Here is a 26,553-nt window from a genome sequence, read left to right on the forward strand (position 1 = left end):
GCGGCGAAGGCTCACTGCGCCTTCGCAGCCCCCGCCGGTTCGGCGCCCGCCGCGGGCGCCTGCCCGGTCTGTCCCGGCGCCCCTGCGCCGCCCTCGCCGCGGCGGCGCTTGCCCTGTTCGGCGGCGCCACCTTCGCCCGGCTTGGCCTGATCGCCGGGCGGGCCGCGGCGCTTGCGCGGCGCCAGATCGACGGCCGGCGCCTGGCCGCCGTCGCCGATCCTGACCTTGGCACCCTCGGACAGATTGGCGAATCCGGTGGTGACGACACGATCCGCGGGCGTCAGCCCGCTGGCGATTACCGCCTCGGTTTCGTTCTGCTGCGTCACCTTGACGGGCTGCGCATGCACCACATTGTCCTGGTCGATGACGTAGCTGAATGTCCCGGCCGGTCCGCGCTGCACCGCCGAGGTCGGCACCACCACGACCTGGTTCAGCGTCTCGACCTTGAGTCGGACATTGACGAATTGCCCGGGCCAGAGCTGGAATCTGGTGTTCGGAAATTCCGCCTTCAGCTTCACCGTGCCGGTGGTTTGATCGACCTGATTGTCGATGCCCCTGAGCACGCCGGTATCGATGACGGTGACGCCGTCATTGCCGAACACGTCGACCGCCAGCGCGCCCTTCGCCGACGCGGCGTTGACGCGCACGATCTGCTGTTGCGGCAGGCTGAACTGCACCGCGATCGGCTGCAACTGCGTGATCACCACGATGCCGGTGGTGTCGGCCGACTTGACGAGATTGCCCTTGTCGACCTGGCGCAGGCCGGCGCGGCCGGAGATCGGCGCCACCACCTTGGTGTAGCTCAGCGTCGCCGCGGCGTTGTCGATCGCCGCCTGATCGGAGCGCACCAGCGCGTCGAGCTGCGCCACGGTCGCCTTCTGGGTGTCGGCCTGCTGCTTCGAGCCGGCGTTCGACGCCGCGAGTTGCTGATAGCGGGCGAGATCGATCTTGGCGTTGGCGAGCTGCGCCTCGTCCTGCGCCTTTTTCGCCACCGCCTGATCGTATTGCGCCTGATAGATCGCCGGATCGATCTCGGCCAGCACATCCCCGGCCTTGACGTCCTGACCTTCGGTGAAGTTCACCGCGACCAGCTTGCCGTCGACCTGGGCGCGCACGGTGACATTGGCGAGCGCCTTCACCGAGCCGACGCCGTCGAGATACACCGGCACGTCCTGAATCTTGGGCGTCGCCGCCAGCACCGGCACCGCCATGTCGCCACGCGGTCCACCGCGCCCCGTGACGGCCGCCGGCTTGGTCTGGAACGCGGTCCAGGCGATGTAGCCGAGCCCGGCGAGGATGATCGCGGTCACCAGCAACGACACCGTCCGCCGCCGGGCGCGCGACGCCAGACTGTTTGCGCCGGGCCCGGTGCCGGACGCGTCGTTGGTCTCCGGCTTAAAGAGCATTGAGCGGTCTTTCCATCCTCGGCTCCCAGCCGCCCCCGAGCGCCTGAAACAGGCTGACGATCGCCAGATAGCGCGCCAATTGCGTCTGGATCAGCGCATCTTCCGCCGTGAACAGTGTCAGTTGCGTGTTGAGAACGGTGACGATGTCGGCCGTTCCTGCACGTAGTTGCTGTTCGGCCAAATTGAAAGCCCGCCGCGACGACGCCACCACCTGTCGCTGCAGACGCAGCCGCTCGGTGTTCTGCTTGATCGATTCGAGCGCGTTGTCGACGTCGGCGAAGGCCGACACCACGGTCTTGCGGTAGGTCTGCAGCAGTTCCTCCTGCTGCGCCCGGGTCAGGTCGAAATTGCCCTGGATGCGGCCGCCGTCGAAGATCGGCTGGGTCAGCCCGGCCGCGAGGCTGGAGAAGGTCGCCTGCGGCGTGAACAGCGAGGCCAGCACCGCGCTCTGATAGCCGCCCTGCCCGGTCAATTGAATGCTCGGGAAGAACTGCGCCCGCGCGCTGCCGACATTGGCCGTCGCGGACGCGAGCTGCGCCTCCTGGCGGCGGATGTCCGGCCGCTGCGTCAGCAGTTCGGACGGCAGCCCCGGCGTCACCCGCGGCGACGAGATCCGGTTCAGCGAGCCGCCGACGATCTTCACGCTTTCCGGCGGACGGGACACCAGCGTCGCCAGCGTGTTGATGTTCTGCGCCAGCGTCAATTGCAGCGGCGGCACCGCGGCGCGCTGATTCGCCAGCACGCTCTCCTGCTGGGCGACGTCGAGATCGCTACCGGTGCCGGCGGCGAGCCGCTGCTTGATGGCGTCGAGAATCCGCTGCGCGCTGGCGATGTTCTCGCGCGAGGTGCGGAGCCGGTCCTGGGTCGCCAGCACCTGGAAATAGGCGTTGGCGACGCTCGCCATCGTGGTCAGCGCGACCACGTCGCGGTCGAACCTCGTGGCGGTCGCGGTCTCCTCGGCCGCCAGCGCGGCGTCGTGATTTTTGCCCCAGAAATCGATTTCGTAGCTCGCGCTCAGCGATGCCGAATAGGTGGCGTAGCGGCGGCCGGCGATCGTGGTGTTCGAGACATTGCTGCCCGAGGTCTTGTTCTGCGAGCCGCTGCCGTTGCCGGTGATCGAGGGCAGCAGCGCCGCCCCGGTGATCCGCGCCTGGGCGTCCGCCTGCAGGATGCGCGCGGTCGCCGCGGCAATGTCGAGATTGACGGTCTGCGCCTCTTCCATCAATTGCGTCAGCTCGGCCGAACGGAAGCCGCGCCACCAGTCGAGCGCCGGCGGCGCGTCGACGGTGTTCAGCGACGCCGACTTGTAGCGCGGCGGCAGATCCAGCGCCGGGTCCGGCAGGTCCTTGGTCAGGATGCAGCCGCCGGCGCCGAGGACGAACGCCGAGGCGGCAACCATCCTCACGGACCGACCAAGGTAGCGCAATATGGTGCTCATGCGGGCCGCGACTCATCGCAGGGCGCGGCGTTTCGCCACGCACCCCGCGCCGGAATCAATTCCGACGGACGACGCCTCTTGCCAGCCACTTGCAAAACGATCACCGGGAGAATGCTTTCTCGAAGCCCATTGGCATTCTAGCTGCAGGAATTCACGCCGCACAGACCCGTCCGCGCCCGAGACGGCGCCGGCAGAGCGGTCGAGGCGCGACGGCGGCGACGTGCGACAGCGAGGATCGCCTTATTTTGTAGGGTTCTAACCAACTTGACGGGTTTGGCGAATACGGCAAAGCTTACCAAGATTTCATCTGATTGTTGCCCGCCTGTGGATTCGACACTGCCCGCTCACCCCGTCAAAGCACTTTCGATCGTGCTGAAACTCCTGCGGCGCCCCGTCGTAACTCGGGAACCAGCGGGCTAAGGGGGCTTAGAGAATGCGCGTCGCAGTTGTTGGAACGGGAATCGCAGGCAATGCCGCCGCTTGGGCACTGTCGTCGCGATATCCCGTGACGGTCTATGAGCGCGAATTGCGCGCGGGCGGTCACAGCCACACCGTCACGGTCGATTACGGCGGCACACCGATCCCGGTCGATATCGGCTTCATCGTCTACAACCAGCTCAATTATCCCGATCTCACCGCGCTGTTCGCCCATCTCGGCATCGAAACGGTCGAGAGCTGCATGAGCTTCGCGGTCTCGGCAGATGCCGGCCGATTCGAATGGAAAGGCGGCGGCTCGAACTGGCTCGAAACCGCGCGCGGCCTGTTCGCGCAGCCGAGCAATCTGCTGTCGCCGTCTTATCTGAAGATGCTGCGGCACATTCTGGTGTTCAACGAGCAGAGCGTCGCCGACTTCAAGTCCGGCGCGCTGGCGGGTCTGTCGCTCGGCGAATATTTCACCAGTCGAAAATTCGCGCCGCGGCTCTTGACCGATTATCTGGCGCCGATGGGCGCTGCGATCTGGTCGGCGCCGGCGGCGGAAATCCTCGACTTCCCGGCCGAGAATTTCGTCGCCTTCTTCAACAACCATCGGCTGCTGCATTACGAACGTCCGATCTGGCGCACCGTCAAGGGCGGCAGCGCGCGCTATGTCGAGAAGCTCACCGCGGGCTTCAAGGATCATCTCCGGCTCGGTGCGGCGGTGACGGCGATCGAGCGCTCGCCGAAGGGCGTGATCGTGCGCGACAGCCTCGGCCACGCCGACGTCTATGATCACGTCGTGATCGGCGCGCACAGCAATCAGGCGCTGGCGATGCTGGCCGATCCCAGCGACGAGGAGCGGGATATTCTGGGCGCGATCGGCTATGCGCCGAACCTGGTCTATCTGCACCGCGATCCGCGGCTGATGCCGAAGCGCAAGCACGCCTGGGCGTCGTGGAACTTCCTGCGCTGGCAGCGCGACGGCTCGCCGGTCAACGACGTCGCGGTGACCTATTGGATGAACCGGCTGCAGGGCATCGACGACTCCAAGCCGTTGTTCGTCAGCCTCAACCCGCCGTTCGCGCCCGATCCGGCCTTGACCTTCGGGCGTTACGACTGCGACCATCCGCAGTACACGGCCGCAGCCTTCGCCGCGCAGCGCCGGATCGGCGAGATCCAGGGCCAGCGCCGCACCTGGTTCTGCGGCGCCTGGACCGGCTACGGCTTCCACGAGGACGGGCTGCGCTCCGGCCTCGCGGTTGCCGAAAATCTGGGGGCGCCGGTGCCGTGGCGGGCGCCGCGGCCCGAAGTCAGGGAAGCCGCGGAATAATCATGACGCAGCCCGCCGACAAGGCTCCAGCGACGACCGGCGGCCCGCCCGCTGCCGCAGCCGTGCTGTATTTCGGCGACGTGATGCATGCCCGGCTGAAGCCGATGGGCCACCGCTTCAACTACCGGGTGATGTCGCTGCTGATCGACCTCGACCGGTTGGCCGAGGCTGACCGGATGACGCCGCTGTTCGGCGTCAACCGCCGCGCGCTGTACGCCTTTCACGAAAAGGATCACGGCGATCGCGACGGCGCGCCGCTGCGCGGCTATGTCGAGCGCTGCGCCGTGGCGCAGGGCGTCGATCTCGCGGGCGGCCGCGTGCTGCTGCTGACCTATCCGCGCCTGCTCGGCTACACCTTCAATCCGCTGTCGGTGTATTTCTGTTACGGCGCCGACGGCGATCTCGCGATGGTGGTCTACGAGGTCCGCAACACCTTCGGCGACATCCATTCATACGCGCTGCCGGTGAAACCCGGCGAGATCACCGCCGCCGGCCTGCGCCAGGCGCAGGACAAGCTGTTCTACGTCTCGCCCTTCATCGAGATGGCGATGCGCTACCATTTCCGGGTGTCGCCGCCCGGCGAGGCCGTGAAAGTCCGGATTCTCGAGACCGATGCCACCGGTCCGCTGCTGTCGGCCACCTTCAACGGCCGTCGCCGGCCGCTGTCGAGCGCATCGCTGCTGCGCTCGTTCGTCGCGCTGCCGCTGATGACCATCAAGGTGATGGCGGCGATTCACTGGGAAGCGCTGCGTCTGTGGATCAAAGGTGCGCGATTGGTGCCGCGTCCGCCTGCGCCGCCGCCGTCGAACGGCTTTGCAGCGCGGCCGCACGATGCTTATAGTAATCATACGTGAGCCCAGCGTTTCCATCTGTCCGACCTGGGCGAGATCGATGGAAGTGAAATGTACGAGCTGGTGCTGCTGACCCCCGACAATGTTGACTCGAAGCTCGCCGGGATGCCGCGCGTGGTGCGAATGGCGCTCGCCTTCGGTGCGCGGCTGCGCCGCGGCACGCTCGACGTCACCCTGCCCGATGGCCGCAGGTTCCGCATGGGCGGCGCCGAGCCGGGCCCCGCCGCCGAAATGCGGCTGCACAATTACGCCTTCGCCTCGCGGCTGATCAACGGCGGCGACATCGGCATCGCCGAAGCCTATCTCAACGGCGATTGGGACACGCCGGACCTGACCCAGTTCCTGTATCTGTTCTGCGTCAATCACGAGCTGATCCAGGCGATGCTCGGCGACAATCCGATGATGCGCTTCGTCCAGGTGGTCCGGCACTGGTTCAACCGCAACACCAAGCGGCAGGCGCGGCGCAACATCTACGCGCATTACGACATCGGCAACGCGTTCTATTCGGCCTGGCTCGATCCGAGCATGACCTATTCCTCGGCGCTGTTCGAGGATCACACCCAGGACCTGACCGCGGCGCAGATCAACAAATATCAGCGGCTCGCCGAAGCGATCGACCTGCGGCCGGGCCAGACCGTGCTGGAGATCGGCTGCGGCTGGGGCGGTTTCGCCGAATACGCCGCGAAGAATTTCGACGCCCGCGTCGTCGGCCTCACCATCAGCAAGGAACAGCGCGACTTCGCCCAGGAGCGGATGCAGCGCGCCGGCCTCGCCGACAAGGTCGAAATCCGGCTGCAGGACTATCGCGACGAACGCGGCCAATACGACCGCATCGCCTCGATCGAAATGATCGAGGCGGTCGGCGAGGAATTCTGGCCGCGCTATTTCTCACAATTGCGCGACCGGCTGATGCCCGGCGGGCTGGTCGGGATTCAGGCGATCACGATTCAGGACCGCTTCTTCCAGGCCTATCGCCGCGAGGTCGACTTCATCCAGCGCTACGTGTTCCCCGGCGGGATGCTGCCCTCGCCCGGCGTGCTGAAATCGCTCGGCGACAGGTTCGGCGTCCCGGTCATTCGCGAGCGCATCTTCGGAGAAGATTATGCCAAGACGCTCGCGACCTGGAGAGACAATTTCCGCGAGGCGTGGCCGACCCTGACGCCGCTCGGCTTCGACGACCGCTTCCGGCGGCTGTGGGAGTACTATCTCGCTTATTGCGAGGCCGGATTCCTGTCCGGCAATATCGACGTCCGGCAGGTGGTGTTCGCCAAGACCAACTGAGACCGCGCCCCCGCGACCGCATGCGCTGCACAATGAAGCAGCAGCGCTGCCTTGTGCCGTGCCGGCGCGTCACCTAGGTTGTGGTCCCGCAACCGCATCCCAGCTCCGGATATGATGATCATCAAGAACGACGTCGTCGACGCCATCGGCAACACGCCCCTGATCAAGTTGAAGCGCGCGTCGGAGGCGACCGGCTGCACCATTCTCGGCAAGGCCGAGTTTATGAATCCGGGCCAGTCGGTGAAGGACCGTGCGGCGCTGTTCATCATCAAGGATGCGATCGCGCGCGGCGCGCTGCGCCCCGGTGGGGTCGTGGTCGAGGGTACCGCGGGCAACACCGGCATCGGGCTGGCGCTGGTCGCCAACGCGCTCGGCTTCCGCACCGTGATCGTGATCCCGAACACGCAGAGCCAGGAAAAGAAGGACATGCTGCGGCTGTGCGGCGCCGAACTGATCGAGGTGCCGGCGGTGCCCTACGCCAACCCCAACAACTACGTGAAACTGTCCGGCCGGCTCGCCGCGCAGCTTGCCGAGACCGAGCCGAACGGCGCGATCTGGGCCAATCAGTTCGACAACGTCGCCAACCGCCAGGCGCATATCGACACCACGGCGCCGGAGATCTGGAATCAGACCGACGGCAAGGTCGACGGCTTCGTCGCCGCGGTCGGCTCCGGCGGCACGCTGGCCGGCGTCTCGATCGGGCTCAAGCAGAACAACCCGAAGATCCGCGCCGTGCTCGCCGACCCGATGGGCTCGGCGCTTTACAATTACTACAAGAACGGCGCGCTGAAATCCGAAGGCTCATCGATCACCGAAGGCATCGGCCAGGGCCGCATCACCGCCAATCTCGACGGCGCGGTGATCGATGACGCCTATCAGATCCCCGACGAGGAAGCGGTCGCGATCGTCTACGATCTGCTCGAGCACGAGGGCCTCTGCCTCGGCGGCAGCAGCGGCATCAACGTCGCCGGCGCGATCCGCCTCGCCAAGGATCTCGGCCCCGGCGCCACCATCGTCACCATTCTGTGCGACTATGGCAGCCGCTATCAGTCCAAACTGTTCAACCCGGACTTCATGCGCAGCAAGAACCTGCCGGTGCCGGAGTGGATGGAGACCAAGAGCACGATCGCCGTGCCGTTCGCGGCGGTGTGAGCAGGCAGCGAAGCGCCGAGACCATAGCCTCGATGAAGCGAAGCGCAATCGAGGACCGCGTGCACGCTCGATGAACTCTCCGGCGTGATGTCGTAAATCCCTCTCGTTCGGGGATCATGGGTTGAAGTAGCAAAAAGCTTCGCAAGCCTCTTGACTACATTCCTAATAGGCTTATAGTCCGCTCGTCCTGTCCGTGAGGGGCGCTTCGCGAGGCGTCGTACAAGCGGGACAGATCGGACGGGCCGGGTCACCGGCCCCGATGATAGTTCGATCAAGCCGGCATGGCGCCGGTGGAGTCGAACGGACGCGGCGTCCTGCGCGTTGCGGCTCGCACCCGCACGTCCGGGAGGCTTCGGGGACCCGTCCGGGCCTACTACGAGGCTCTGCGACTTGTTAGTTCGCTGCACGGGGGCAGGCGAAGGCGGCGTAATCCGCCGGACCGTGGGGTTTCACTACCCTTGCCTGTCGACGGAAGCACGGGCCCGAAGACAGAAAGCGCCGCGGTGGGCGCGCCGGAAGGCGTTGCGCGATGACTTCGCAAGTCATCGCGAGAACCACCACCAAACCGCGCCGACCGGCGCGCCCCCACCCCTCGCTGTGACAGCGACGGGTGCAAACCTCGGACGCTCCGGCGCCGCGAGAGCACATCGCCGTGGCTGTTTGACAGATTGACGCTTGGGATCGCCCGCAACCGACGCATTGTCGCGATCCGGTTAACCGGGCGGCAACCGCACTCGTAGCGCCGGCGGCGTCATCAACCCGACCTTCACGCCTGACGGCGCTTCCTACGGCGAACAAGGAGCGCGTCATGCCCGTCTTCAGATACTTCGTCACCGTCGGGCCGGCCTTGCTGGCACTGCTGATCGTCATCGATGCCGTGTACGGGGAGGGACCGCCGCGGTTCAACGACGCCATCTTCAGCAGCGCCATCTATGCGCCTCGCGTGGCGGCCGCCGACGCGCGACGCGAGCGCAGCTTCGCCGACGACGTCACGCCGGCCGATCGCGTCAGGCAGGTGTTCGGACAATTCTCGGCGAGCGACGGCAAACGTCTGAAGCGCGCCTCGGCGGCATCCCGCGCGATCTGACGCGCCGGCGCCTCGGACCCTTCGACGTCAGCGCAGGATCTGGCTCAAGAACAATTTGGTCCGCGCGTGCTGCGGATGCGCGAAGAACTCCTCGGGCTCGTTGGCCTCGATGATCTGGCCCGCATCCATGAACACCACGCGATTCGCGACTTCGCGGGCGAAGCCCATCTCGTGGGTGACGACCAGCATGGTCATGCCCTCGTCGGCGAGGTCGACCATGGTGTCGAGCACTTCCTTGACCATTTCGGGATCGAGCGCCGAGGTCGGCTCGTCGAACAGCATCACCTTCGGGTTCATCGACAGCGCCCGCGCTATCGCCACGCGCTGCTGCTGACCGCCGGAAATCTGGCCCGGATATTTGCCGGCCTTGTCGGGAATCCGCACCCGCTCGAGATATTTCATCGCGGTCGCCTCGGCGTCCTTCTTCGGGACGTTGCGGACCCAGATCGGCGCCAGCGTGCAGTTCTCCAGCACGGTGAGATGCGGAAACAGGTTGAAGCTCTGGAACACCATGCCGACTTCGCGGCGGACGGCGTCGACATGCTTCAGGCTCGGGCCGAGGTCGATGCCGTCGACCACGATCTCGCCTTCCTGAAATTCCTCGAGCGCGTTGATGCAGCGGATCAGCGTCGACTTGCCGGAGCCCGACGGGCCGCAGATCACAATGCGCTCGCCGCGACGGACATCGAGATTGATGTCGCGCAGCACGTGGAAATCGCCGTACCATTTGTTCAGCGCCGCGATCGAGACGATCGGTTTCTCCGCCATCAACGAGAGTCCTCTGTCAGGTGCGCCGGTGGGCATTGAGCCGATGTTCGACGAACAACGAATAGCGCGACATGCCGAAGCAGAACACGAAGTAGATCAGCCCGGTGAAGGCGAAGCCGGTGAACAGCGTGGTCGGCGTCGACCAGGTCGGATCGGCGAAGGCGGCGCGGAGCTGGCCCAGGAGATCGAACAGCGCCACGATCGACACCAGCGAGGTGTCCTTGAACAGCGCGATGAAGCTGTTGACGAGGCCCGGGATGACGTGGCGCAGCGCCTGCGGCAGCACGATCAGACCCGTGGTCTTGGCATAGGACAGCCCGAGCGCGCTGGCGGCTTCGGCCTGGCCGCGCGGAATCGCGTTGAGCCCGCCGCGCACCACTTCGGCGTTGTAGGCGCCGGCGAACAGCGCGACGCCGATCAGCACCCGCATCAGCCCGTCGATGGTGAAGTTGCCGGGCAGGAACAGCGGCAGCATATAGGTCGCGAAGAACAGCACGGTGATCAGCGGCACGCCGCGCCAGAACTCGATGAAGCCGACCGAGAACAGCCGGATCAGCGGAATCGTCGAGCGCCGGCCGAGCGCCAGCGCGATGCCGATCGGCATCGAGGCGACGATGCCGGTGACCGAGACGACCAGCGTCACCAGCAATCCGCCCCATTGCCGCGTGCCGACGATCGGCAAGCCGCCGCGATCGAGCCGCAGCCAAGCAATCACCACGGCGATGCCGATGAAGGTCGCGAGCGTCATTAGCAGCGGTCGTCCGCCGTTGCGCAGCCCGGTCAGAACGGCGACCAGCGCGGTGACGATCAGCGCCGTCAGGCCGAGATCGATCCACACCGGCTGGCCGGAGGCCGCGATCCAGTCGCGCAGCCAGACCAGCGGCGCGATCAGCCAGCTCAGCGCGGTGGCGATCCACAGCACCGGCTTGCCGATGCCGACCGCGAGCGCGCCGCCGCGCGCGAGCTCGCTGCCCGCTTCGCCGAGACTGCCGACCAGGCCGGACAGCAGGTCCGCGGTCCAGCTCACCATGAAGCCCTGCAGCCCGCCGCCATGCAGCAGAAAGAACGCAAGCACCGGGAAAGCGACGAAGAACAATCCGGCATTCAACGTCTTCGCCGGCGCGCGCGGGATCAAGAGCGGCAGCAGCAGCAAGGCGGCGAGCGCGAAGGTCAGGTCGACGCGCCAGCGCTCCGGCTGCGGATAGAAGCCGTAGACGAATTGCGAAGCCTTCGCCTGCACGAACGGCCAGCACGCGCCGACGTCGCGATGCAGCGTTTCGGCCAGGCAATCGGTGCGGTTGCTGCCGGTCCAGACCGCGTCCACCAGCAGAAATTTCACCGTCGGCACCACGGTGAAGTACATCAGCAGCGCGCCGACGATGGTCAGCAGGATGTTGGTGGGCGAATTGAACAGCCGCCCCCGCATCACGCCGATGAAGCCGGTGGTCTTCACCGGCGCGGCGCGCTCGGGCACCAGCTCGGCGCGCACGAAGGCCGGCGTGATCGAACCGAGTTCGCTCATGCGCCCATGCTCCGGTTGATCCGCCAACTGTACAGGCTCATCAGCGCGCTGGTGATCAGCGAGATCAGCAGATACACGCCCATGGTGATCGCGATCACCTCGATCGCCTGCCCGGTCTGGCTCAGCGTGGTGCCGGCGAACACCGAGAACAGATCGGGATAGCCGATCGCCACCGCCAGCGACGAATTCTTGGTCAGGTTGAGATATTGGTTGGTCAGTGGCGGCAGGATCACCCGCATCGCCTGCGGGATCACGACGAGCCGCAACGTCGCACCGCGCGACAGGCCGAGCGACGCGCCGGCTTCCATCTGGCCCTTGTGCACCGACAGGATGCCGGCGCGGACGATCTCGGCGATGAACCCCGCCGTGTAGGTCGCGAGCGCCAGCGTCAGCGCCACGAACTCCGGCGCGATCCGCGCGCCGCCGGCGAAATTGAAACCTTTCAGCGCCGGGATTTCAAAGCCGAACGGCCGGCCGAAGATCAGCACCGCGATCAGCGGCAGGCCGATCAGCAGGCCGACGCTCCACGGCCAGACCTTCATCGGCTTGCCGGTGTCGAACAATCGCCGCCGCGCATAGATCGGCAGCACGATCGCCGCGATCACGGCGATCAGCAGCGCCACGAGAAAACCGTCGAGCCCGGCTTCGCCGACCGGACGCGGCACGACGATGCCGCGGTTCGACAGAAAGAAGCTGTCGAACACCGACACACTCTGGCGCGGGCCCGGCAGCGCGCCGAGCACGGCGAGATACCAGAACAGGATCTGGAACAGCAGCGGCAGGTTGCGGATCAGCTCGACATAACCGCCGGCGATCCGCGCGATCAGCCAGTTCGGCGACAGCCGGCCGAGTGCCACGAGAAAGCCGAGCAGCGTCGCGAAGAAGATGCCGATCACCGACACCACCAGCGTATTGACGAGGCCGACCAGAAAAACCCGGGTGTAGCTGTCCGACTCCGCATACGGGATCAGCGTCTGGCTGACGCCGAAGCCGGCGGTCTGCGACATGAAGCCGAAGCCGGACGCGATCCGCTGATTGGTGAGGTTGTCGCGCGCATTGTCGACGATCGCGTAGCCGATCCAGCACAGCACCGCGACGAACAGCAGCTGCGCGATCAGCCCCTTCCAGCCGGATCGACCGCCGAGCGCCCGGCGCAATCTCGCGCCGAATTGCGACGGCGGTGGTCGGGCGTCGATCGCCACGGCCGTGATCCGCGCGTCAGCGGATCGGCGGCGCGTACATGATGCCGCCCTTGTTCCAGGGCTTGTTCAGGCCGCGGGCGATTTCGAGCTTGGAGCCGGCGCCGACGTTGCGCTCGAACGATTCGCCGTAATTGCCGGTCGCCTTGATGATCCGCGCGACCCAGTCCTTGGTCAGGCCGAGCTGCTCGCCGAGATTGCCGTCGGTGCCGAACACGCGCCGCAGTTCCGGCTTGTCGGACTTGGCCATCTCGGCGACGTTGCTCTGGGTGACGCCGAGTTCCTCGGCATTGATCATCGCGAACAGCGTCCACTTGACCACGTCGAACCACTGGTCGTCGCCGTGCCGGACCAGCGGACCGAGCGGCTCCTTGGAGATCACTTCCGGCAGCACGACGTGGTCGGCCGGCGTCGCCAGCTTCAGCCGCTGCGCGTAGAGCTGGGACACGTCCGAGGTGAACACGTCGCAGCGGCCGGACTCATAGGCCTTGATCGCCTCGTCGGCGTTGGCGAAAGCGATCACCTCGTACTTCATGTTGTTGCCCTTGAAGTAGTCGGCGACGTTCTGCTCGTTGGTGGTGCCGGTCTGCACGCAGACCGAGGCGCTGTTGAGCTCGAGCGCGGAATTGACCTTGAGCGCCTTCTTCACCAGGAAGCCCTGCCCGTCGTAATAGCTGACGCCGGCGAAGTTGACGCCGAGCGAGGTGTCGCGCGACAGCGTCCAGGTGGTGTTGCGCGACAGCACGTCGATCTCGCCGGATTGCAGCGCGGTGAAGCGGTCCTTGGCCGACAGCGGCACGAATTTCACCTTGCTCGGGTCGTCGAAGATCGCCGCCGCGATGCCGCGGCAGACGTCGACGTCGAGGCCGGTCCAGTTGCCCTTGTCGTCGGGCGCCGAGAATCCCGGAAGCCCCTGGCTGACGCCGCAGGACAGAATGCCGCGGTCCTTGACCGTCTTCAGCGTCTGCGCGCCCGCGCTCTGGGCCGCGAAGCAGGCGACGACGGCGGCGGCGACGAGGGATACGCGTTTCATCGAAAAACCTTTCAAGGAATGAGTTGCGGCGTCTGGCCGGCATCGCGGTGTTGCGTGGTTGCGGCAAGCGCAGCAGGAGCAGCCGGTGGATCCGCGCATCTTGCCCGCATGGCCGTCGCTGTGGCTCCGTGAGGGATGACCCCGGGTCGACATCTGCGCGAGTCCCTCCGCACGGCGTCCAGACAGCTTGTTGCATCACAGAACGAGTTGGACGCCGGGTCAAGGGGTTGACGGCCGTCTTCCCAAGCCTGCTATTAGGCAGATCGTTTCGGCAGCCGCCCGGCGCTCGTTGCGCGATCACCATGGCGGTTAATTCATCAGCGAGCCAGTATGAACTCTTCCGATCACGGCGACCCGGCATCGCCGCTCAGCCCGCAGACCCGGCTGGTCACCTCCGGCCGCGACACCAAGGCGCAGAAGGGCTTCGTCAATCCCCCGGTGGTGCGCGGCTCGACGGTATTGTACCCGACGGCCGAAGACCTGCACGCGCACCGCGGCGAGTATTCGTATGGACGCCACGGCACGCCGACCACGAGGGCGCTGCAGCAGGCGCTGATGGCGCTGGAAGGCCCGCAATGCGCCGGCGTCGGCCTGGCGCCGTCCGGCGTCTCGGCGATCTCGACCGCCCTGCTGGCGGTGCTGAAAGCCGGCGATCATGTCCTGGTGTGTGACAACGCCTATCGCCCGACCCGGCTGTTCTGCGACCAGATGCTGAAGCGCTACGGCATCGAGACCAGCTATTTCGATCCCTTGATCGGGGCCGGAATCGCCGCGCACCTCAAGCCCAATACGGCCGTGGTGATGGTCGAGGCGCCCGGCTCGCAGTCCTTCGAAATGCCCGACATTCCGGCGATCGCCGAGGTCGCGCATGCGCATGGCGCGCTGGTGATCGACGACAACACCTGGGCGACGCCGCTGTATCACCGCTCGCTCGATCAGGGCGTCGACATCTCGATCCAGGCCGGCACCAAATATATCGGCGGCCATTCCGACATCATGTTCGGCACCATCGCAGCCAACAAAAGGGCGTGGCCGCAGGTGGCCGAGGGGATTCGCCAGCTCGGCGTCTGCGCCGGGCCGGACGACGTGTTCCTGGCGCTGCGCGGCCTGCGCACGCTGGCGGTGCGGCTGGCGCAGCATCAGCAATCCGGGCTGGAGATGGCGCGCTGGCTCGGCGAGCGCCCCGAGGTGCAGCGCGTGCTGCACCCGGCGCTGGAAAGCGACCCGGGACACGCGATCTGGAAGCGCGATTTCACCGGCGCGTCCGGCCTGTTCTCGATCGTGCTGCAGCCCGCGCCGCAGAAGGCCGTCGATGCGCTGCTCGACACCGTGAAGCTGTTCGGCATGGGCTATTCCTGGGGAGGATTCGAGAGTTTGGCGATCCCGTTCGACTGCACGACGTATCGCAGCGCGACGCAATGGAACCCCGGTGGACCGGCGCTGCGGCTGCATATCGGGCTCGAGAGCACCGACGATCTCAAGGCCGATCTGGAACGCGGCTTCGCGGCGTTCAACGCGGCGCGCTGAGCGCGCGCTATTTGATTTGATACCCGGAAGCGTCATCCTGAGGTGCCCATCGAACCGCGCATCAAGCGCGGTGCGATGGGCCTCGAAGGATGAGCCACAGGCACGCGACGCAGTCATCCTTCGAGGCTCGCTGCGCTCGCACCTCAGGATGACGGTCAGGCAAACAGGTCGATATCAGTTCGGCAGGCTCTCCGAGCCTTTCGAATGGTTCTTGATGATCAGCATGATGTTGCGGATGTAGATCACCGTCGCCATCGACTGGCCGAGGATGATCACCGGCTCGCGCTTGGCGATGCCGTAGACCAGCGTCATCAGCCCGCCGCCCATCGAGAAGAACCAGAACGCCATCGGCACCACGCTCTTGCCGGCGCGCTCGCTGGAAATCCACTGCACCACGAAGCGCGCGGTGAACAGCAATTGCGCGACCAGGCCGAAGGCCAGCCAGAAATCGAACTTGGCGACGAACACGTCGTAGAGATAGTCGCCGAGCGCTTGCCCGTATTGAATCAGCATTCGTTCACCTCGGCCGCTGCGGGCACGGCCTTCTTGCGGCGGATCAGCCACCACACGCCGGCGAGATCCATCAGACCGACCCACAGCCGATCGAAGAAGCCATAGTTGGATACGCCGGACAGCCGCGGCCGGTCGGCAACGTCGACATAAACGATGTCGTAGCCTTCGCGGCGCACCAGCGCCGGCAGGAAACGATGCAAGCCATCGAAATACGGCAGCGCCAAGAACACCTCGCGGCGAAACGCCTTCAGGCCGCAACCGGAATCGCGGGTTCCGTCGCGCAGGATGGCGTCGCGCACCTTGTTGGCGACGCGGGACTGCAGCTTCTTGAAGCCGGTGTCCTTGCGGCCGACACGCTGACCGGCGGCGAGACCGCAGCGCTCGCCGCCCTGTTCCAGCGCCCGGATCAGATCGGGGATGAACGCCGGATTGTTCTGGCCGTCGCCGTCGAGCGTCGCCACGATCCCGCCGCGCGCGGCGCGGACGCCGGTGCGCACCGCCGCCGACTGGCCGCAGGACTTCGCATGGCGGATCTGGCGCAGATTGGCGCGCTCGCGGCGCAGCGCCATCAGGCGTTGCGGCGTGGCGTCGGTCGAGCCGTCGTCGACATAGACGATCTCGTAGGCCCAGCGCCCGTCGAGCGCGGCGGCGATCTCGGCAATCAGCGGGGCGACATTGTCGGCCTCGTTGCGCACCGGCACCACAATGGACACCGCAGGCGGCGCACCGGAGTCTGGCATCAATTCAGGCATGGCTCGGGACAATCCGGGGGGCGTCGGGAACTTGCGGCCGGGGCGCACGCCGGCGCGACCGCTTCTTACGGGGCCAAGGCTTATGGGGCAAAGGCTTATGGGGCAAAGGCGTCCCGGGCAACCCTTTTGACGCGCTCCCAGGACGGCCCGGGCAGCGGTTCGATGGTGCCGTCCGGGCGGATCGTGAACGCCAGCCGACGCGCGGCGAACCAATAGCGCACGGCGAGCGCGCCGATGATCCCCAGCAGGGCGCCGGCAACGACGTCGCTCGGGTGATGCGCCAGCAGCACCAGCCGGCAGACGCCGATCGTGATCGCATACAGAAACATCAACAGCCGCAACCGCGGGAACAGCGCCGACACCGCGGCGGCCAGCGCGAAGGCGGTGATGGCGTGGCCCGACGGCAGGCTGGCATAGGCCTCGCTCCACGAGAAAGCCGAGAAATTGAACGGATTGGCCGCGCCCCCGACGAATGGTCGGCCACGCCCGATCGCGCCCTTCAGCACCTCGCCGGCGAGCACAGGCACCAGCACGGCGAGGAACACGTATTGCACGCGGGTGCCGATCCCGATCATCACCGCGCGCGACGCCCCGGCGAGCCGCGGCAGCAGCACCGCCACGGCGACCATCAGCGCCAGCAGAGCCCACAGCACGTAGGTGGACTTGCCGAAATCGTTGACGATCTTGAGCGGCCACAGACTGGGCGTGCCACGCGGCGGCATCAGCCCGATCTCGAACGCATCGACCGCGACCATCAGGATCACGATCACCGCAGCCAGAACCGCCGACACCAGCAGCATGTGCCGCGCCCCGCGCCGTGCGGCGATGGACCGGCGCGAATGCGACGGCGTGCGCAAAAGCCGCGCCAGCGACTGCCCGACCAGCATGATCAAGTCCACCGCATAGCCGCGCGACGTCACGGCGCCCTCGCCCGGCTTCATCTCACTGCGTGCCTTCGGAGCGGAAGATCGCGATCGAGACCGGCTTGCCCTGCGAGAAATTGTAGCCGTCGATGCGCGTCGCCACGTTGTAGCGCAGCCCGATCGCCTCGGCCCGCTGCGCGAAGACGCGCTCGCTGCGGGCTTCCACCAGGGCGAAGCGGCAGCTGCCGCCGAGCAGGAAGTCGGCGGCGCCGGAGCCGTCGGTCAGCAGCGTGTCGGTGCCGGTCATGAACACCAGGCTCGGCTCGTGATAGCCGACGGCCGCGACCTTCGGCCCGACGCACACCACCTTGCGCAGCGCCTGCGCGATCTCGACACTCGGGAACACCGGCCGCAGCGTCGGCACCACCACGCCGAGCGTCGCGGTGATCAGAAACAGCGACGCCAGCGAGGCGTTGAGCAGCGAAGCCTCGGCGCGATTCTCGTCGAACAGCCGCCAGGCGAACAGCCCGAAGATCAGCGACGCCGCCACGAACGGCCAGGCCAGAAACGCCGGCTGCCGGGTCAGGACCATCGCACCGACGATCGCCAGCGACAGCACCACCACAGGGATTCCGAACCACCACGCCGCGCCGCGGGTCAGCCACGAGCGCGACAGCACGCTGCGCTCGATCGCGCCCGCGGTCATGATCGCGATCGCCGGATACAGCGGCAGCACGTAGTGCGGCAGCTTGGTGATCACGATCTCGAACACGACCCAGGACGGGATCAGCCACGCCAGCAGAAATTGCGCGCCGGGCTCGCGCCGGGCCCGCCAGATCGCCGGCGCCGCCATCGCGGCGAGCGGCGCGCCGGGCCAGAACGTCACCCAGAACAGCAGGAAATACAGGCCCGGCGGCGCGCCGTGAGATTCCTTCGGGCTGGCGATCTTGCTCAGCATGTCACCGCCGACCGAATCGGTGAAGAACGTATCGCCGGCGCGCAGGAAGATCGCGATGAACCAGGGCAGCACCAGCAGCAGCATCCACGGGATGCCTGCGAGCGGCTTCAGCCGCCACAGCCAAGCCACCGAACGATCCATGATCGCCAGCGGGATCACCGTCAGCGCGATGAACATCAGGATCAGCGGGCCCTTGAGCAGGATGCCCGCGGCGAGCGCGGTCCAGAACACCGCCGGCGTCGCCCATGAATTGGTGCGATCGTCGCCGCGCTGCCAGGCGAGATAGACGTGCGCCATCGCGCCCAATGCGGCGGTGACGGTGAACAGCAGGAAGGCGTCGGTCTTGGCCAGCCGCGCCTCGACCCCGAGCAGGATCGAACTGCACAACAGCAGCCCGGCGACGACGGCGCCGCGCCGGCCGATGAAGGCCAGCGCCGCCCAATAGGTCATCAGCACGGCGCCGATCGCACCCGCCATCGACGGCACGCGGTACAGCCAGATCCGGACCTGGGCGCGCGGTAGGCCGAGTTTCGACGCGGTCTCGACCACCGCGGCCTGCAGCCAGTAGATCCCGACCGGCTTCTTGTAGCGGACCTCGTCCTGGAAACGGATGTCGACGAAATCGCCGGTCTCGACCATCTGCTTGGTGGCCTGCGCGAAGCGGGCCTCGTCGCGGTCGATCGGCGGGATGTTGAAGAAGCCCGGCAGGAAGAACACCAGCCCGACCAGAGCGAGAAAGATCACGGCGCGAAAGTGGCTGACGGACACGAAATCCAGCACGGCCACCAGCCCGCGGCCGGGGTCGATGGCGGATTTCGGCTCGCGGGGGGCGCCAAAGCGGCGTGTTGCAGAGGTCTCGATCATCGGTTTCGCATACGCTGAAACCGATAGTCGGACAACCACTTGGCCGGGCTGCTACTGGATTCTCACCACGACTGTTGCCGCCGCGCCGACGGCGTCCATCACGGTGAGCCGGACGAAGCCCGGGCCGGGCGGCGCGATCAGCCGCTGACGCCGGCCGTCGATTTCGCCGGCCGACAGGCCGTTGACCATCACCGTCATCGGCAGCACGCCGCCGGAGACCTTGACGGGCAGTGCGCCGGTGGACGCCTGGCTCAGCGCGTCGATCCGCGAGCCGTTCAGCGGAAACTGGATCTTCAAAGCCTGCTCGCCGCCGGCACGAACCAGCTCGCCCGCCGGCCGGAACCGGCGCAGCGGCAGCGGCAACTGGGCGTTGCCGGCGATCAGCGTTCCGCGTGGCGGTTTCGGCAGCGGCGCGCGCAATTGGCCGGTGCGGGCGAAGGCGTCGAACAGCACCGGCGCGGCGGCGACGCGGCCGATCAGGCCCGGCACCGGCGCGCCGTCGGGCCGGCCGACCCAGACGCCGATCGTCATCCGGCCGTCGAAACCCACCGACCAGGCGTCGCGATAGCCGTAAGAGGTGCCGGTCTTGAACGCGATCTGGTTGCGGGCGGCGTTGTCCGGCGGCGGGGTGCCGAGCAGGACGTTGCCGACCTGCCAGGCCGCGACTTTATCCAGGAGTCGCAGAGTCTCGCGTTCGTCCTTGGCATCGCTGGCGATTTCCCGCAACGGCACGACGCTGCCGAGGCGCGCGACGCCGCTGAAGAGCTGCACCAGATCGGTCAGCCGAACGCCGACGCCGCCGAGCCCCATCGCCAGCCCGGGCGCTTCGTCCTTCGGCAGCACCAGGCCGACGCCGGCCTGCTTCAGCCGCGACGCCAGCCGGTGCGGACCGACCCGGTCGAGCAGCTCGATCGCCGGGACGTTGAGCGACAATTGCAGCGCCTTGCGCACCGGCACCGTGCCCTGGAACGTCATGTCGAAATTCTCCGGCGCATAGGCGCCGTAGCGGACCGGCCGGTCGTCGATCAAGCTCTCCGGATGGACGAAACCGTCCTCGAAGGCGAGCCCGTAGATGAATGGCTTCAGTGTCGAGCCGGGCGAGCGCACCGCGCGGGTCATGTCGACCTGGCCGGCACGGCGGTCGTCGAAATAGTCGGCCGAGCCGACATGGGCCAGCACGTCGCCGGTTTCGTTATCCACCGCGACGATGCCGATCGAGATGTCGGGGCCGAGCGCCACAGCACGGTCGCGCGCCAGCGCTTCCAGCGCGTGCTGAATGCCGGCGTCGAGCGTCAACCGGATCACCGGCTTGTCTTTGATCACGGCGGTCGCCTGATCGGCCGAATGCGGCGCCAGCACCGGCATCGGCTTGCGCGCGCGCGCGACCGGCACCGCCCTCGCCTGCGCGGCGTCCTCGGTGCTGACCACCTGATCCTCGACCAGCCGCGTCAGCACGCGATCGCGCGCCGCCTGCGCCGTCGCCGGATGGCGGTCGAGCCGCCGCCGCTCGGGCGATTGCGGAATCGCCACCAGCAACGCGGATTCGGCCAATGTCAGCCGCTTGGGCTCCTTGCCGAAATACGCGATCGAGGCGGCGCGGATGCCTTCGAGATTGCCGCCATACGGCGCCAGCGCCAGATACAGATCGAGGATCTGCGGCTTGCTCAGTGTGCGTTCGAGCTCGATGGCGCGGACCATCTGGCGCAGCTTGGCCGAGAGCGAGCGTTCCCGCCGTGGCTCCATCAGCCGGGCGAGCTGCATGGTGATGGTCGATCCGCCGGACACGATCTGGCCATGGGTCGCGAGCTGCAGCGCGGCGCGGCCGATCGCCCAGGGATCGACGCCGCGATGCGACCAGAACCGCTTGTCCTCATAGGCGATCAGTTGCGTGAGATAGCGCGGATCGACCTGCGTCTGCGCATCGACCGGCAGCCGCCAGCGGCCGTCGGCCATCGCATAAGCGCGCAGCAGCTTGCCCTGGCGATCCACCACGCTGACCGAGGTCCGGCGCGCCTCGTCGAGCGGCAGCGGCCCGAGCGAGGCGACGTAGGCCGCGATGGCGCCGATCGCAGCGATGACGAGGACGGCCGAAACGATTGCTGTCGTCTTGATCCACCACCACCCTTTCCACCCGTCATTGCGAGCGGAGCGAAGCAATCCAGGGGCCACGGTTGCCACCTCTGGATTGCTTCGTCGCTCCGCTCCTCGCAATGACGAGAGCAAGCGTGTGAGGCGGTCCCCGCTCATTTCGCCTTAGTCACCTCGACGCTGCCGGTGCCGGTGCGGCCGTAACGCGAGGGGTTGTACATGTCCTCGACGATGGCCTGCGGGAGCACGTATTTGCCGGGCGACACCGCGCGGACGATATAGGCCACCGTGAACACCGCCTTGTCCTCGGTGCCACGGTCGATCGCGGCGGTGAAGCGGTCGTCGCGGAATTCGGTGTTGACCGGCTCCTCGCCGTTCTCGATCCAGTCGAGCGTGCCGCTATCGCCGGACGACACCAGATGCGGATTGTCGATCTCGAGGCCGGCCGGCAGATAGTCCGCCACCATGATGTGACCGTACTCCGGCTTGGCCTCGGTGACCGTCAGCACCACCGCGAAGCGATCGTTCTGCTTCGCCTTGGTGATGTCGGCCGGCTCGCCACTGAGCGTGAAGTAGTTGCGCTCGATCTTGAAGCCGTTGCTGGCGGCCGGCTCCGGCGTCACCGGCGAACCGCTGACGGTGACCACCGCCTGCACCGGCGCGTCGCCGGTGTTGGCGATGCGGATCGGCTGGCCGCGCAGCTCGTCGGCCTTGTAGCTGCGATACACCGCGGACTTCGCCGCGCTGCCGTTGATGTCGAGGCTCATCGTCTCCTTGGCGAGCGCGCGCGCCGCCAGCACCAGCCAGGCATTTTCCTGCGTCGAGGTGTAGGGCGTCAGGCCCCTCGCCGCTTCGACGCGCTGCACCGCCGTGGTCAGCGTCGCTTTCGGCGCGTTGCCCTCGCTGGCGAGCGACACCAATGCCGCGGCGTCGCGCAGTGCCGAGCCGTAGTCGACCCGGCCGAACTGGATCACCGGCTTCGGCGCGAGATCGCCCGCCGCCACCGCATAGACCCGCTCCGCACGCGCGCGATCCCCAACCAGCGCCAGCGCGGCGGCGAGCTGCGCCTTGGCGATCGGCGTCGCCAGCTTGTCGAGCTTGGTGTCGGCGAGATAGCGCAGATCGCCGATCGGCGCCGCGCCGTTGCGGGCCAGCACATACAGCCCGTAAGCGAGATTGCGGCCGCCGTCCTTCTCCGGCTCCTCGGCGTTCACCACCGCGTTGCGGATGCGGTCGAGCGCGCTGCGGAACGCCACGTCCGGCACCACGAAGTTCTTCTCGCGGGCGCGGGTCAGGAAGTCGGTGACGTAAGCATCGAGCCAGGCATCGTCGCCGCCGGTCGACCACAGCCCGAATGAACCATTCGAGCCCTGCCGCGCCAGCAGCCGATCGATCGAGGTCCTGATCCGCTCGTCGGCGCTCGCATCCATCGCCAGATGCGCGCCGGCGGCGAGATCGTTGACGTACAACAGCGGCAGCGCGCGGCTGGCGATCTGCTCGGAGCAGCCGAACGGATAGCGATCGAGCGCCTTGAGAATGGTCGCCGCGTCCAGCGCGGTCGAGAGACTAACCGACAGTGACACCCCGCCGGTGCCCGGCACCAGATCGGCGAACATGTCCGAGGTCAGCGTCAGGCTTTCCTGCTTGGCGAGCGTGCGGATCGAACGCCGCGCCAGCGTCTGGTTGGCGGGGCGGACGTCGAGCGCGTAGTGCCGTGCCAGCGTCAGCCCGTTCGGGCCGCTGATGGCGACGTCGAGCGCTGCGGTGCCGGCGCCGCCGGCCTCGACGGCGAGCGAGGCCGAGCCGCGCTGTTTGGCGGCGAGCTTCAGCGTGGTCGACGCCGGCCCTGCGAACTTCACGGGCCCCGTCGCGGTCACCTTGATGGTGAAATCACCGGGCGCGCCTTCGACATTGTCGAGGTCGAACGCCATGGTGCCGCGATCGCCATTGCGCAGGAAGCGCGGCAGCGTCGTGGTCAGCACCACCGGGTCGCGCACCGTCACGTCAACATTGGCGCGGCCGACCTTGGTGGCGGTCCACGCCACCGCCATCACCCGCGCGGTGCCGGCGAATTCAGGAATCTCGAAGCTGATCTCGGCGCTGCCGTCGGCTCCGACGGTGACGATCCCCGAATACAGCGCCAGCGGCTTCTGCGTCGGCGGGCTGCCCTGCAGCTCGGCGCCGGCGCCGTCGCCGCCGGAGCGAATCTGGCCGCGCGTGCCCTGCATGCCGTCGATCAATTGGCCATAGAGATCGCGGATCTCGGAGGTCATGCGGCGCTGGCCGAGATAATAATCGTCCGGCGCCGGCGGCTTGTAGTTGGTGAGGTTGAGAATGCCGACGTCGACCGCGGCGACCACGATCTTGGCGTCCTCGCCGGGCGCGAGTCCGCCGAGCTTGACCGGCAGTTTCAACGTGGTCGACGGCCGCACCAGCGCCGGCGGCGACAGCGCGACCTGCAGCGTCCGCGCCTTCCTGTCGATCGACACCCATTGCACGCCGATGGCGCGGCCGGGCATCCGCTGGGCGGCGGCATCGAGCGGCCGGCGCAGCGTCGTCACCACATAGGCGCCGGTGCCCCAATCCTTGCCGACCGGGATCTTGACCTGCGACGTGCCCTGCTTCACCGCCACCGACTGCGTCGTCAGCAGCCGGTCGCCGAGCACGTTGACGGTCAGCAGCCCTGCGGTCCGCGCATTGACCGTCACCGTCATGGTGTCGCCGGAGGCGTATTCGGGTTTGTCGACGGAGGTCTCCAGCAGATCGGGCGTATCGGCCGAGCCGTCGGAATACCAGCCGACGTCGAACTGCACCGAGGTGACCGGGCCGTCGGCATCGGCGGTCTTGACGTCGAGCCGGTAGCGGCCGCTTTCGGGCTGGAACGACAATTGTCCGGGTTGGCCGGGCGCGACCGCAAGGTCGCCATCGGCGACCCGCTTGGTCGATTTCACCGGCTCGAAATCCCATGAGGAATTCTGCCGGTACCATTGATAATGCGATTCAATTTTCAGCAGCTCGTAGCGCAGGCCGGATCGCGTCAGCGCGGTGCCGTCCGGATCGACGAAGGCGACCTCGAACTTGGCGGCGTCGCCGTCGGCGACGTTCTTGTCGGCGAACAGCGGCTTGACGCCGATCATCGCCGCAGTCGGCGCGACCGGCAGCACCAGCTTGCGCTCGACGGCGCGGCCGCCGGCCTCGCGCATCCGGATGAAGATCTGCGCCTCCTGCGGCCGGGTCGACGACGGCGGCTTCGGCAGGACCAACGGGAAGGTCGCGCTGCCGTTGTCGTCGGCTTCGGGCAGGTTCTCCAGCGGGGCGCGCTCGTTGCTGGTGGTCTCCGCGTCGGCGACGCCGAACTGGTAGCCGGGAAAACCGGGACGACTCGCGGCCGGCGCGACCAGCAGGTCGCCTTCCAGCGCCAGCCCGGAGGCCGGCGCGCCATACAGGAAGCGACCGTCGACCTTCAGTTCCACAGGAGCATCAGCTTTGATCTGCTTGTCCTTGGTGGAGATATCGAATTCGATCCGGTCGGGGACGTAGTCCTCGACCATGAAGGTGGTCTCGCCGATGCTGGCGCCCTTCGGGTCGGTGAAGGCGCGCACCCGCCAGGTGCCGGTCGGCACCGCCGAGTTGAGCGCGACGTCGAGGCTGCGGCCGCCGGCGCCCTGATCGGACAGCACGGCGCGGCGGAATTCGACGCCGTCCGGCCGCTCGATCACCAGCGTCATCGGGCCGCCGACGAGCGCGTTGCCCTGGCCGTCGCGCAGCAGCGCGGTGAGATGCACGGTCTCGCTGCCGCGATAGACGCCGCGCTCGGCATAGACGAAGGCGTCGGCGCCGGCCGGCACCGCGCGGCCGGTGACGCCGCGGTCGGACAGGTCGAAGGCGTTGGATTTGAGGCTGAGGAAGGCATAGTCGGCCTTCTCGCCGGTGACCGTCAGCAGTGCCGGCGACATCCCGCCCTCGCCGCGCGCCAGCCCGGCCTCGAACAGCACGTGGCCGGAGGCGTCGGTTTTGCGGGTGGCCAGAATCTCGTTGTTGCGGGCGATCAGCCGGACATCGGCTTTGCCGACCGGGTCGGTCGAGGCCAGCGAATTGACGAAGACGTGGATGCCGTCATTGCCGGAGAACGCGGTGACGCCGAGATCGGAGACGATGAACCATTGCGTCGCGAGCTGGCCGTCGTCGTCGGCATTGGCGACCGGCCCTTTCGGCGACGCGGTCATCACATAGACGCCGGGTTGCAGGTCGCCGAGCACCTGATCCACCGCGAACGCGGTGGTGACGTCGGCATTGAGCGCCGCCGGCGCGGTGTCGAGTTCGCCCGACCACACCTTGACGCCGCGCTGGCTGCCGAGCTCGTCGAGCTGGTAGCGGCTCAGCGTGCGCTGGAAGTCGCTGTCGACCACGGTGTTGATCAAATTGCGGTCGCCGATCCGGAACACCTGCGCCGACACCGTGGGCGTGTTGACGCTGACGAGCGGAATGCCGCGCTGGCCGGTGCGCGGCAGCACATAGGCGCGGCCGGTGAAGCGCACCAGCGGCTTGCGGTCGCGGACATAGATGTTGAACTCGGCCGATTTCGGCAGCGTCTCCTTGACGGTCGACGGCAGTCCGGCGCGCAGATTGATGTTGTAGCGCTCGCCGTGCTTGAGCCCTTCGACGCAGAGCTGCTTGTCTTCGGAGGTCAGCGCCGGCTTGTCGGTGCCGGCCAGCGCCAAATAGGGCGCGAAGTCGGTGCGCTTGGCGAGGTCCTCGGAGAACTGGAAGCACGCCCGCGGCGACGCCGAATCCGAGTCGACGGTATAATCGAGCAGCCGGAAACCGTGATCGTCGCGCAGCTTCTCGTATTGGCCGCGAACCTCGGCGACTTCGCGCAGGTCGAGCGACAGCCGCAGCGCATCCAGCGCCGGCCGCCACAGCCGCCGGTCGGCCATGGCGCGGCCGAGCACCGCCAGCGCCTCGGCCTCCTCGCCGGCATTGCCGGCGCGCTGATAGGCGAGATAGGCGGCGGTCGAGGCGCGCTCCAGCAGGAAGGTCCGTTCCGAGCTGGTCGGCGCCTTGATCTGGAACACGGTCTTGGCGAGTCGCAGCCAGTTGCTGCCGTCGGACGGATCGACGGTGGCGATCTGGCCCATGATCTGCAGCCCGGTGCGGTAGTCGCCGCGCTTGAAGGCGGCGTCGGCGTCGGTGCGCAGGCCCGCCGCCGGCTTGGCGATGGCGCCGGCCTCGCTCTTGATCTGGGCCTCGAGCTTGATCGCCGAATCCGCCAGATCGTCGCGTTTGAACGCCTTGTCGGCGGCCTGCGCGGTGGCCAGCCCGAGCGCCAGCGTGGCGCAAAGCGTGATGGCGCGAACCAAACCGATCATGTCGAACTCCCCTGCCGCGGACGTGCGCCGCGTTCCGAGACGAAAGCAAATGCCTGAAACAAATGCCTGAAAATGACGCGCCGATGGCCCCGCGTCCGCACCGCCGGGCGCCGCAGCCTAGCCGGATGACCGTGA

The 26,553-nt window shown here is 67.3% G+C and carries 18 protein-coding genes; 6 read left to right on the forward strand and 12 right to left on the reverse strand.

All coding sequences use genetic code 11. The features are described 5' to 3' along the window. Positions 1-11 precede the first annotated feature (11 nt). Positions 12-1,406 (reverse strand): efflux RND transporter periplasmic adaptor subunit, encoded by a 1,395-nt coding sequence (locus RPB_RS14630; protein ID WP_011441788.1) that lies wholly within the window; start codon positions 1,404-1,406, stop codon positions 12-14. Next, positions 1,396-2,844 carry an efflux transporter outer membrane subunit gene (locus RPB_RS14635; protein WP_011441789.1) on the reverse strand — a complete coding sequence of 483 codons (1,449 nt, stop codon included), beginning with the start codon at positions 2,842-2,844 and terminating at the stop codon, positions 1,396-1,398. The genes RPB_RS14630 and RPB_RS14635 overlap by 11 nt, the downstream gene beginning before the upstream one ends. A gap of 433 nt (positions 2,845-3,277) precedes the next feature. Between RPB_RS14635 and RPB_RS14640 the strand changes: the two genes are divergently transcribed. The 5 genes from RPB_RS14640 to RPB_RS14660 all read left to right on the forward strand — a co-directional run bounded on the left by RPB_RS14640 (position 3,278) and on the right by RPB_RS14660 (position 8,962). Then, positions 3,278-4,591 carry an NAD(P)/FAD-dependent oxidoreductase gene (locus tag RPB_RS14640; protein WP_011441790.1) on the forward strand — a complete coding sequence of 438 codons (1,314 nt, stop codon included), beginning with the start codon at positions 3,278-3,280 and terminating at the stop codon, positions 4,589-4,591. 2 nt (positions 4,592-4,593) lie between these two features. After that, the gene (locus RPB_RS14645) at positions 4,594-5,445 is read left to right on the forward strand and encodes a DUF1365 domain-containing protein (protein ID WP_011441791.1); all 852 of its coding nucleotides are present in this window, start codon (positions 4,594-4,596) and stop codon (positions 5,443-5,445) included. 48 nt (positions 5,446-5,493) lie between these two features. Then, entirely contained in the window at positions 5,494-6,723 is a 1,230-nt protein-coding gene (locus tag RPB_RS14650) for an SAM-dependent methyltransferase (RefSeq protein ID WP_011441792.1), read from the forward strand. Between the two features lie 114 nt (positions 6,724-6,837). After that, positions 6,838-7,875, forward strand: coding sequence for a cysteine synthase A (locus tag RPB_RS14655; RefSeq protein ID WP_041798736.1), 1,038 nt, complete (start codon positions 6,838-6,840; stop codon positions 7,873-7,875). An 808-nt stretch (positions 7,876-8,683) separates the two neighbouring features. Continuing rightward, positions 8,684-8,962 (forward strand): hypothetical protein, encoded by a 279-nt coding sequence (locus RPB_RS14660; RefSeq protein ID WP_011441794.1) that lies wholly within the window; start codon positions 8,684-8,686, stop codon positions 8,960-8,962. A 27-nt stretch (positions 8,963-8,989) separates the two neighbouring features. On the opposite strand, the gene RPB_RS14665 is transcribed toward RPB_RS14660, so the two are convergent. The 4 genes from RPB_RS14665 to RPB_RS14680 are packed head-to-tail and all read right to left on the reverse strand — an operon-like array spanning position 8,990 to position 13,484. Beyond that, positions 8,990-9,730: an amino acid ABC transporter ATP-binding protein gene (locus tag RPB_RS14665; protein ID WP_011441795.1), complete on the reverse strand. Its 741-nt coding sequence runs from the start codon at positions 9,728-9,730 to the stop codon at positions 8,990-8,992. Between the two features lie 16 nt (positions 9,731-9,746). Next, positions 9,747-11,252: an amino acid ABC transporter permease gene (locus RPB_RS14670; RefSeq protein WP_011441796.1), complete on the reverse strand. Its 1,506-nt coding sequence runs from the start codon at positions 11,250-11,252 to the stop codon at positions 9,747-9,749. Continuing rightward, entirely contained in the window at positions 11,249-12,454 is a 1,206-nt protein-coding gene (locus tag RPB_RS14675) for an amino acid ABC transporter permease (protein ID WP_011441797.1), read from the reverse strand. The genes RPB_RS14670 and RPB_RS14675 overlap by 4 nt, the downstream gene beginning before the upstream one ends. A gap of 16 nt (positions 12,455-12,470) precedes the next feature. Continuing rightward, entirely contained in the window at positions 12,471-13,484 is a 1,014-nt protein-coding gene (locus tag RPB_RS14680; RefSeq protein ID WP_011441798.1) for an amino acid ABC transporter substrate-binding protein, read from the reverse strand. Positions 13,485-13,814: 330 nt separating this feature from the next. Between RPB_RS14680 and metC the strand changes: the two genes are divergently transcribed. Beyond that, positions 13,815-15,011 (forward strand): cystathionine beta-lyase, encoded by a 1,197-nt coding sequence (gene metC, locus RPB_RS14685; RefSeq protein WP_011441799.1) that lies wholly within the window; start codon positions 13,815-13,817, stop codon positions 15,009-15,011. A 174-nt stretch (positions 15,012-15,185) separates the two neighbouring features. Here metC and RPB_RS14690 read toward each other — a convergent pair whose 3' ends face one another. The 6 genes from RPB_RS14690 to RPB_RS14715 all read right to left on the reverse strand — a co-directional run bounded on the left by RPB_RS14690 (position 15,186) and on the right by RPB_RS14715 (position 26,418). Next, positions 15,186-15,524 (reverse strand): lipid-A-disaccharide synthase N-terminal domain-containing protein, encoded by a 339-nt coding sequence (locus RPB_RS14690; protein ID WP_011441800.1) that lies wholly within the window; start codon positions 15,522-15,524, stop codon positions 15,186-15,188. Next, complete coding sequence (locus RPB_RS14695; protein ID WP_011441801.1) at positions 15,518-16,276, reverse strand: glycosyltransferase family 2 protein; 759 nt, start codon at positions 16,274-16,276, stop codon at positions 15,518-15,520. Before RPB_RS14695 ends, RPB_RS14690 begins: the two co-directional genes overlap by 7 nt. Before the next feature lie 95 nt (positions 16,277-16,371). Beyond that, on the reverse strand, positions 16,372-17,217 hold the full coding sequence (locus RPB_RS14700) for a phosphatase PAP2 family protein (protein ID WP_049824694.1): 846 nt from the start codon (positions 17,215-17,217) through the stop codon (positions 16,372-16,374). 1 nt (position 17,218) lies between these two features. Continuing rightward, complete coding sequence (locus RPB_RS14705; protein WP_011441803.1) at positions 17,219-18,961, reverse strand: ArnT family glycosyltransferase; 1,743 nt, start codon at positions 18,959-18,961, stop codon at positions 17,219-17,221. A 51-nt stretch (positions 18,962-19,012) separates the two neighbouring features. Then, positions 19,013-21,208 (reverse strand): penicillin-binding protein 1C, encoded by a 2,196-nt coding sequence (pbpC, locus tag RPB_RS14710; protein ID WP_011441804.1) that lies wholly within the window; start codon positions 21,206-21,208, stop codon positions 19,013-19,015. Next, on the reverse strand, positions 21,205-26,418 hold the full coding sequence (locus RPB_RS14715) for an alpha-2-macroglobulin family protein (protein WP_011441805.1): 5,214 nt from the start codon (positions 26,416-26,418) through the stop codon (positions 21,205-21,207). Before RPB_RS14715 ends, pbpC begins: the two co-directional genes overlap by 4 nt. Between the last annotated feature and the right edge of the window lie 135 nt (positions 26,419-26,553).

The organism is Rhodopseudomonas palustris HaA2 (assembly GCF_000013365.1).
GTDB lineage: Bacteria > Pseudomonadota > Alphaproteobacteria > Rhizobiales > Xanthobacteraceae > Rhodopseudomonas > Rhodopseudomonas palustris_J.

What these genes read in the sequence shown, in the direction of transcription:
- RPB_RS14640 (WP_011441790.1), top strand. Translation starts at nt 3,278, where the DNA reads ATGCGCGTCGCAGTTGTTGGAACGGGAATCGCAGGCAATGCCGCCGCT.
- RPB_RS14650 (WP_011441792.1), top strand. Translation starts at nt 5,494, where the DNA reads ATGTACGAGCTGGTGCTGCTGACCCCCGACAATGTTGACTCGAAGCTC.
- RPB_RS14665 (WP_011441795.1), bottom strand. Translation starts at nt 9,730, where the DNA reads ATGGCGGAGAAACCGATCGTCTCGATCGCGGCGCTGAACAAATGGTAC.
- RPB_RS14690 (WP_011441800.1), bottom strand. Translation starts at nt 15,524, where the DNA reads ATGCTGATTCAATACGGGCAAGCGCTCGGCGACTATCTCTACGACGTG.
- RPB_RS14670 (WP_011441796.1), bottom strand. Translation starts at nt 11,252, where the DNA reads ATGAGCGAACTCGGTTCGATCACGCCGGCCTTCGTGCGCGCCGAGCTG.
- RPB_RS14635 (WP_011441789.1), bottom strand. Translation starts at nt 2,844, where the DNA reads ATGAGCACCATATTGCGCTACCTTGGTCGGTCCGTGAGGATGGTTGCC.
- RPB_RS14705 (WP_011441803.1), bottom strand. Translation starts at nt 18,961, where the DNA reads ATGATCGAGACCTCTGCAACACGCCGCTTTGGCGCCCCCCGCGAGCCG.
- RPB_RS14695 (WP_011441801.1), bottom strand. Translation starts at nt 16,276, where the DNA reads ATGCCTGAATTGATGCCAGACTCCGGTGCGCCGCCTGCGGTGTCCATT.
- RPB_RS14700 (WP_049824694.1), bottom strand. Translation starts at nt 17,217, where the DNA reads ATGAAGCCGGGCGAGGGCGCCGTGACGTCGCGCGGCTATGCGGTGGAC.
- RPB_RS14660 (WP_011441794.1), top strand. Translation starts at nt 8,684, where the DNA reads ATGCCCGTCTTCAGATACTTCGTCACCGTCGGGCCGGCCTTGCTGGCA.
- RPB_RS14645 (WP_011441791.1), top strand. Translation starts at nt 4,594, where the DNA reads ATGACGCAGCCCGCCGACAAGGCTCCAGCGACGACCGGCGGCCCGCCC.
- RPB_RS14655 (WP_041798736.1), top strand. Translation starts at nt 6,838, where the DNA reads ATGATCATCAAGAACGACGTCGTCGACGCCATCGGCAACACGCCCCTG.
- pbpC (WP_011441804.1), bottom strand. Translation starts at nt 21,208, where the DNA reads ATGAGCGGGGACCGCCTCACACGCTTGCTCTCGTCATTGCGAGGAGCG.
- RPB_RS14680 (WP_011441798.1), bottom strand. Translation starts at nt 13,484, where the DNA reads ATGAAACGCGTATCCCTCGTCGCCGCCGCCGTCGTCGCCTGCTTCGCG.
- RPB_RS14630 (WP_011441788.1), bottom strand. Translation starts at nt 1,406, where the DNA reads ATGCTCTTTAAGCCGGAGACCAACGACGCGTCCGGCACCGGGCCCGGC.
- metC (WP_011441799.1), top strand. Translation starts at nt 13,815, where the DNA reads ATGAACTCTTCCGATCACGGCGACCCGGCATCGCCGCTCAGCCCGCAG.
- RPB_RS14715 (WP_011441805.1), bottom strand. Translation starts at nt 26,418, where the DNA reads ATGATCGGTTTGGTTCGCGCCATCACGCTTTGCGCCACGCTGGCGCTC.